At 39.5% G+C, this 6,096-nt stretch carries 7 protein-coding genes; 2 read left to right on the top strand and 5 right to left on the bottom strand.

Annotation, left to right across the window (positions count from 1 at the left end; genetic code table 11):
• The first annotated feature begins 262 nt into the window (after positions 1-262).
• Positions 263-553, top strand: a complete 291-nt coding sequence (locus B5G52_RS13430; RefSeq protein WP_087533149.1) for a hypothetical protein — start codon at positions 263-265, stop codon at positions 551-553.
• 4 nt (positions 554-557) lie between these two features.
• Entirely contained in the window at positions 558-743 is a 186-nt protein-coding gene (locus B5G52_RS13435; RefSeq protein ID WP_087533150.1) for a DUF2970 domain-containing protein, read from the top strand.
• Here the strand turns inward: B5G52_RS13435 and B5G52_RS13440 are convergent.
• From B5G52_RS13440 to B5G52_RS13460, 5 genes are all read right to left on the bottom strand, one after another.
• Positions 706-1,557, bottom strand: coding sequence for a Dam family site-specific DNA-(adenine-N6)-methyltransferase (locus B5G52_RS13440; RefSeq protein ID WP_087533151.1), 852 nt, complete (start codon positions 1,555-1,557; stop codon positions 706-708). The genes B5G52_RS13435 and B5G52_RS13440 overlap by 38 nt on opposite strands.
• A gap of 54 nt (positions 1,558-1,611) precedes the next feature.
• The gene (locus B5G52_RS13445) at positions 1,612-2,928 is read right to left on the bottom strand and encodes an AAA family ATPase (protein WP_087533152.1); all 1,317 of its coding nucleotides are present in this window, start codon (positions 2,926-2,928) and stop codon (positions 1,612-1,614) included.
• Positions 2,928-3,998, bottom strand: coding sequence for a 3-dehydroquinate synthase (gene aroB / locus B5G52_RS13450; RefSeq protein ID WP_087533153.1), 1,071 nt, complete (start codon positions 3,996-3,998; stop codon positions 2,928-2,930). Before aroB ends, B5G52_RS13445 begins: the two co-directional genes overlap by 1 nt.
• A gap of 25 nt (positions 3,999-4,023) precedes the next feature.
• Positions 4,024-4,542, bottom strand: coding sequence for a shikimate kinase AroK (gene aroK / locus B5G52_RS13455; protein ID WP_087533154.1), 519 nt, complete (start codon positions 4,540-4,542; stop codon positions 4,024-4,026).
• A gap of 183 nt (positions 4,543-4,725) precedes the next feature.
• Positions 4,726-6,096, bottom strand: a 1,371-nt coding sequence (locus B5G52_RS13460) for a type IV pilus secretin PilQ (RefSeq protein WP_140394326.1), incomplete at its 5' end; no start/stop codon positions are given.

A 6,096-nucleotide genomic window follows, 5' to 3' on the forward strand; every position in this document is an offset into this window, starting at 1 on the left:
TAACAAATAACCTTCGCCTGGGAAAATAAATATGATAACGGCTATATTACTGCGATAAACATGAATTTTATTGCAATTAAAGTACTTACTCTATTCAACTTAGCGCAACGATTATTTTTCAAGCAACCTGATTTATACATTATTTTTACCTTAACTTTATAATACTATTGATTTTTTGTAATTATTAAGGGTAAATTAAGTTTGTTATTTGAACACTTATTAGGTATGCTTAGTTTAGTAACACCATTATGGACTAAGTAAAATGCATGCTTTTAAAATTGGGATCTTAACTGCGACTGCTATAACTATCGGTACATTAAGCTATTTATCTAAAAGTGATGACACTTTTATCGCTACTAATGACTGTCAATGCAGCGGTGAACACTTAATAAATAACTCCGTACAATGCATGAATACAGAGCATGCATCAAGCTGGATGTCTTGGATCACAGGTGATAGCCGTAGTGCACAATTTCATTACTTAGATTTACTAGAGCTATTAACCCATTCTGACGAACCAAAAAAGGCACGTTCTTTAGGGCCGCGGTTTTAATTAAGTGAAACACTTATTCAGTGCCTTGCAAAGCGTTATTGCCGCTTTCTTTGGTGTGCAATCTGAAAATAAGCGCCAATCTGACTTTCAGCAACACTCCCCACGCTCTATTATTCTTATTGCAATTGGGCTATTTATTTTATTTATTATTGCTATTTACACCGTTGTGGCTTTGGTGCTAAATACATAGCCATTAATTCATTCACCTTATTGCGCGAGCCACCCTTTGGGCTTATGGTGCGCTTTACCTGAATCTCATCTAGTTTTGCTTGGCTGTATATTTTTCGCGTCCAAACCGTATCGTGATTGGATATGAGTACAGGTGTACTATTTTCAAATGCAGCTTGCTCAGCTAAGTTTGCTAAATTGGCTTGATCATCTAAGTTGAAGCCCCCCTTTGCGTAAGAGGTAAACGACGCTGTTTTACTCAATGGCACATAAGGAGGATCGCAGTAAATTACTGCGTTTTCAGGTACCAATTTAAAAACATCATCGTAACCTAAACAAGTAAATGTTGCTTGCTGAGCTTTTTGTGCAAAGAAATGCATTTCTTTTTCAGGGAAATAAGGACGCTTATACTTACCGAAAGGCACATTAAAAATCCCCTTCAAATTATAACGACATAAGCCATTATAGCCATGACGGTTCATGTATAAGAATAAAATCGCACGTTCATAAATATCGTTACTTTGATTAAACTGTACACGATAATCGTAATATGCGTCTGGGTGATTGTTTAAATCCACAAACAGCTTTTTTGCATCACTAATAAACTCATCAGGAGAGTTCTTAAGCTCGTTATACAGATTAATAAGATCTGCATTAATATCGTTTAAAATATAATGTTTAAAATTAGTGTTTAAAAATACTGATCCAGCGCCTACAAACGGTTCAACTAAGGTATCTGCATGCTTGCTCGCTACATTCAAGCGCGCACTAATATCTTCAACTAAGCTGTATTTTCCGCCGGCCCATTTAAGGAAGGCTCTGGTCTTTGTTTGCATCGGCTCTTTACTTCAAACTGGTATGGCCGCGATTTTACACTAAACAGCTTAGTTTTACTGATCTAGTAACGCGATTTCTTGTTTTATTTTACTTATTTTTTTATAAAATGGCTGATTATTACGCACAGCTTCAGGCAAAGTGGCTGTTACTTTACGTGCCGCATTAAGGCTTTTATAGTTACCATAAGTTACTATCCACCAATTCTTATTATTACGCTGTGTTTGATAAATTTTAGCAGCCTCACCTAACTTTTGTGCGACAATAAACTGCTCTGCGATAGCTTGCTTAGTTACTGCGAGTAATTGAATCACGAAATACTCGTCGTCTTGCTCGTTAAACCATGCATTATCAAATGGTAAGTTAGCAACTACAGGATCTTTAGCCTTAACTAGCTCAGCCTCTGTTGGTTTAGCTTCAGACACTGGCAATACCGGCTGTTTAGGGCTAACCGCAAGGCTATCTAAAATAGCCGCCACATTATTGTGTACTTCATCTTGCTCGACATTTATAACGGCAAAAGGCTCACTCTCGAGGGCTATTGGGGTTGGCTCTGCTTTTACTTGTGTTTTATCTGCTCTTTGCTTAAATTTCTCTACTGCTATTGCTGTTGCTACAGGCTCGTCTCGCTGTTGGTAAACCGCTTGCCACCACTGAGTCATATCTGATTTATATAACAAACCTATAATTAATAGCGTGATAATAATCATCAGCGTAATTAAATGCAGTCGCCAAGAAACTTTATCTGCTACTTTAACTTCTGCGCTATTTGCTATTGGCTGCCAAGCCAATAGCAAGCTTGGATTCCCGTGAGATTCCTTTAAAAACGTTTGAAAAACGGGATCTTCATCAACGGGAAGATTATTAAAAAACCAGCGCATAAGCTGCTTACTTTCAGCCATTGATAAGGGTTCAAGGTGAATTTCAACCGCGTTACTAAATTGCCCAACAGCCTGTGCAGCGACTAAAATATACAATGTGGTTGGACTATTTTTAGCAAGCAAAGCTAGGTCAGCTGCCATTTCATCAGATAAATGGCGTGCACCATCTAGCACCCATAAACATGGGCCACAATTTTGCTTTTTAACTAATTGAAAGAAGTTTTCAGACAGTGACAATTGTTGGTCAATCAACGGCGTACTAAAACTTTGATCAAGTAATTCACTCATGAGTTGACTGTCTGTCATTAGAGCGCTTACTTGGACAAATGCTTTATTAAAATCGCTGTACTTGTCTGTAATGAAAGTTTCAAGAAGGTAGCTCTTACCAAGACCAGATGGCCCTAACAAAGCAATTAAATTCTGTCCGTATTCAAATTGCAGCGCGATGCGATCAACCAGAGCCGCTCGGCTTGGTAAGATTTGCGATTGCATTAGCGTCCTATTAAATCACGAACCTGTTGATCAGATACATCGTCAACGAGCGCGCACTGGCCAAACTCGGTTGGTAAAATAAATCGAATGGTGCCTTTTTTATTCTTCTTGTCTTTGCGCATATGATGTAAAAATTGCTCACTGGTCATATCGCTAGGTATTTCACATGGTAAGTTATAGGCAGAAATTAAAGCTGTAATTCTTGATACTTCAGCCGCAGTTAAATCACCACGGGTATGCGCTAATTGAGCTGCTAATACGATGCCTGTCGCAACAGCTTCACCATGTAACCATACCCCATAGCCCATTTGTGCTTCAATTGCGTGAGCAAAAGTATGGCCTAAGTTAAGTAATGCACGTAATCCAGCTTCTTTTTCATCTTGTGCGACAATCAATGCTTTAATTTCACAACAGCGAAAAATAACATGCTGCAGTGTTTCTTCATCCAACGTTTGTAACTTAGCAATATTATCTTCTAAGAAGCTGTATAACTCAGTATCGTAGATCAGACCGTACTTAATGACTTCAGCCATACCCGCTGCAAATTCTCGTTCAGGTAGTGTATGCAATGATTGAGTATCAATAAATACGGCTTGTGGCTGATAAAACGCCCCAATCATGTTCTTACCTAACGGATGGTTTACTGCAGTTTTACCGCCCACAGAGGAGTCAACCTGAGATAACAAAGTGGTTGGAACCTGAATAAAAGGCACACCACGCTGATAACAAGCAGCGACAAAGCCTGTAAGATCGCCAATTACACCACCGCCTAAAGCGATTAAACAAGTATCTCGGCCACAGTTATTCTCCAACAGAAACGCTGATATTTTTTCAAACCACTCAAGTGATTTAAATTGTTCGCCGTCAGGAATAATAAAATGAAGAGGATTTAAATCAGCTAATAACGCCATTGCACCATTTAAATACAAAGGTGCAATGGTGTCATTAGTGATGAAGATAGGACGACAGTCACCTAAGTGCTGACGCAACCTGTCTGTGTTGTGAAGTGCAGATTCACCAATATAAATAGGATAACTTCGCTCGTCTAAATTAACAGTTAATTCAAGCATCGCCAGTATCCTTTATTATTGGTTTTTAAAAATCTAATTTCTCAATGATTTGATTAGCAACAACTTTAGCGCTTTGCTCATCAGTGCGTACAGTAAAGTCAGCAACTTCTTTATATAACGGTTCGCGCTCTTGTGCTAAACGCTCTAAAACGTCACGAGGTGCTTCTTCTGTTTGCAGTAATGGGCGACGCTTGTCGCGCTGCGTACGTGCAACTTGCTTTTCGATTGGTGTCTCTAGGTATACAACGATACCGCGAGCTGAAAGCTTGTTTCGTACTTCTTTACTCATCACTGAACCACCACCTGTTGCAAGTACAATACCTTGCATTTCAGTTAGATCGCCAATGACGCCTTCTTCACGAAGTCGAAAGCCTTCTTCACCCTCAAGATCAAACACCCATGCTATGTCAGCACCAGTACGGCGTTCGATTTCTTGATCTGAATCGACAAATTCAAGATGTAATTGATCGGCAATGTGACGACCAATTGTGCTTTTGCCAGCCCCCATAGGACCAACTAGAAATATATTACGTTTTTCAGCCATATCTTTTAGTACAAACGAACTCTAAAATTTGAAATAAAACCCCGCCTAACGACCTGGCCCCAAAATTAAGGAGGGGATTATCTCAGTAATTGAGGCGGTATTTCAAGTCAAATAGAACAAAAAGCCAATTAACGAGCAATTAAAGTCAAAATTGCCCGTTGCGTTAAGGAAAATAGACCAGATTTAGTCTATTTGAATCTTCGGAGTAACGAAAATCAATAATTCCTTCTTCTCATTAAACTCACTCGTATTTCTAAACAGCACACCTAAGTAAGGAATATCACCTAATAGTGGAACCTTTTTCGTTGAGTTTATGATTTGTTGCTGGAATATACCACCAAGTACCACTGTTTGACCATTCTCAACCAACACTTGTGTCTGAATTTTTTGCGTATCTATCGAAACAGCAGAGCCGGTTGGTGTCTGTACCGTATCACCACGCGTATCTTGAGTGATAATTAAATCCAAGATTACTTTATTGTCCGGCGTGATATGCGGCGTTACTTCAAGGCTTAGCACCGCTTTTTTAAATGTAACTGTTGTCGCACCACTTGAAGCAGACTCCACATAAGGAATTTCAGTACCTTGCTCTATACGGGCCTTTTTCTGATTTGCGGTAGTAATACGTGGACTTGCGATAATTTCACCACGGTTTTCTTCTTCTAATGCACTGAGCTCTAAATCAAGTAACGTACCATTTGCTAGTTTAGCTACTTGCATACCGATACTACCTGCAGCACTTGAAACCGGTAAGTTAACATTTAAGCGATCAGCAATACTAGGGATATCATTATAACTGCCAGCATCAAATATTCCTTGCGCACCTTCTAATGAACCTGATAGCCCACCATTGTCTGAAGCATCACTAAAGCCCCAGCGTACACCTAAATCTTCTTGAACATTATCCCGTACAGTAACCATACGAGACTCAATTACAACCTGTTTAACGGCAATATCAAGGGTTTCAACCATACGACGCACGCTTTCAATACTTTTAACCGTATCTTTAATTAGTAAGGTATTGGTACGTTTATCAACCGACACGCTGCCGCGAGGGGTAATGATGCTGTTGGTATCTGTTTTTAGTAAATCTGCAAACTCTTCCGCTTTTGCGTAGTTTAAACGAATGTATTCACTGTATAGTGGCTCTAAATCTTCGACTTGTTGTTTAGCTTTTAGATCCTTAGCTTCTCTGGCAGCTAGCTCTTCTGAGGGAGCCACCATTAAAATTGACCCATCCATGCGCTTATCAAGACCTTTAACACGCAATACCACGTCAAGGGCTTGGTCCCATGGCACACCATCAAGACGTAAAGTGATATTCCCCGTTACAGAGTCGCTCGTTACGAGGTTAAAGTCATTATAGCCGGCAATGATTTGTAGCACCGCGCGAACAGAAATATCTTGGAAGTTTAAGGTCATTGGACGACCTTGATACTCTTTGCCACCATCTAAAAATGAGCGTTGTGAAGCATCTTTTTCAACGGTCAGAGTAAATACATTTTCGATTTGTTGAAATGTATAATAAACATCCCCGGGGCAAGCCCTTCTGCT

Origin of the sequence: Pseudoalteromonas sp. A601, assembly GCF_002165575.1 — a bacterium.
Lineage (GTDB): Bacteria > Pseudomonadota > Gammaproteobacteria > Enterobacterales > Alteromonadaceae > Pseudoalteromonas.